The sequence below is a fragment of the Pseudoruegeria sp. SK021 genome (assembly GCF_002119405.1).
Lineage (GTDB): Bacteria > Pseudomonadota > Alphaproteobacteria > Rhodobacterales > Rhodobacteraceae > Meridianimarinicoccus.
The window spans coordinates 1-1,433 of the sequence record NZ_MTBG01000099.1; the positions used below are offsets into that span (position 1 = coordinate 1).

General features: G+C 59.9%; 1 protein-coding gene. It reads right to left on the bottom strand.

Going from position 1 to position 1,433, the window contains the following annotated elements:
• Positions 1-181: 181 nt before the first annotated feature.
• Positions 182-1,366: an IS701 family transposase gene (locus BV911_RS18735; RefSeq protein ID WP_086055044.1), complete on the bottom strand. Its 1,185-nt coding sequence runs from the start codon at positions 1,364-1,366 to the stop codon at positions 182-184.
• Between the last annotated feature and the right edge of the window lie 67 nt (positions 1,367-1,433).

The following is a 1,433-nucleotide window of genomic DNA, read 5'->3' on the forward strand; positions in this document are numbered from 1 at the left end:
TAATACTACAGTTGCATTTTGAGCCCGGTTTTCCGATGAGCTCTTGCGGCGTCGAGTTGATGGGCGCGTCGCCATCTTGACCAATCCCAGATGACATTGGTGGAAAGAATAGGGCGCAAGAGAAGGCGTGCAATCAGGTGGCGGATTTCCGACGTTGTGAGAGTCTCCGCGAGACGGGTCATCATGCCGCCGCAGTCTTTGGACTCGTTTTGTTCGGTTTGCTGAAGCCGGCTCTGCGCTGGTCAGCGCTCAGTCTCGCAAGGAAGGCCGCAGCGGCCATCACAAGGCTCATATGGCGGTGCCAGCCATGCCAGGATCGGGCTTCACAGTGATCGAGGCCCAGATCGTCTTTGGCCCGCAGGAAACATTCCTCGATGGTCCAGCGCAGCCCTGCGGCGGCGGCCATCTCGGCCAGTGTGGTGTCGGAGCGGGCATGCACGAAATAATAGGTCAGCTTTTCCGGGTCCCGCAGGCTGCGGCGGGCCAGTAGCCAGCGGGAAAAGCCTTTGTCTGCCGCCCGGTTCAATGGAACGTGCGCCCAGTCAGAAAGCCGTTGGCCCTTGGTGCCTTCGCCCGCGCTGAGGGGCTGCCATGCCTCGGGCGGCAGCTCTGCAATCATGGTCGCTGGGTTGGTCTGAACCAGGTGCCATTCTTCGAGAAACCGCAGCGTGTGGTTCGAGCGGACGGCCAACACGTAAGCCTGCCCACGTGCTTCCAACATGCGCCGGAACCGGGTATCCGAGCCGTAAACCGCATCGGCCAGAACGAAGGCGCAAGGCGTGCCCTCGTTCAGCAGTTTCGCAACCATTTCGGTGGCTATCGCCGGCTTTGTGGCAAAGGCGATGTCTTCCGGTACGGACGCCTTGGCGCGACGGGCGGGATCGTCCGCCCATGCCTTCGGCAAATACAGCTGTCGTTCGATCAGCGCATGTCCCCAGCGGCTGGCATAGCTTGCGAAGACGCCGATCTGGCTATTTTCGATCCGGCCCGCCGTGCCAGAATATTGCCGTCCCACGCCGACCGAATGCGTGCCTTTTTTCAAGAAGCCGGTCTCATCAACGATAAGGACCCCATCCGGATCTCCAAGCGCATCCAGCGCATACGTCCGGACCCGATCGCAGAGCGTCTCCGCCGACCAAAGTGATCGGCCAAGCAGCGACTGTACCCGGTAAGGCCGCGCCAGCCCTGCCTCTTCCGCCAGCATCCACCCCGTCTTACGCTCCACCCCGGAAAGCAGGCCGTCGATAAACGTCCCGGCTGACGCGCGTTGCTCGGATCGCTTGAAGGCGGGCCCGATAAACTGCTTTAATCCTTCAAGCGCATCGCGCCAGTTAAGCTGAACGCCAGCCCAATCTGATACCGCCATAATATATCCTCCCCCAAAAACTTTTAGAGAGATGAATCAGAAAACAGAACTATCTGCAACTGTAGTA

Coding starts and splice junctions, on each gene's coding strand:
- BV911_RS18735 (WP_086055044.1), bottom strand. CDS start 1,366: ATGGCGGTATCAGATTGGGCTGGCGTTCAGCTTAACTGGCGCGATGCG.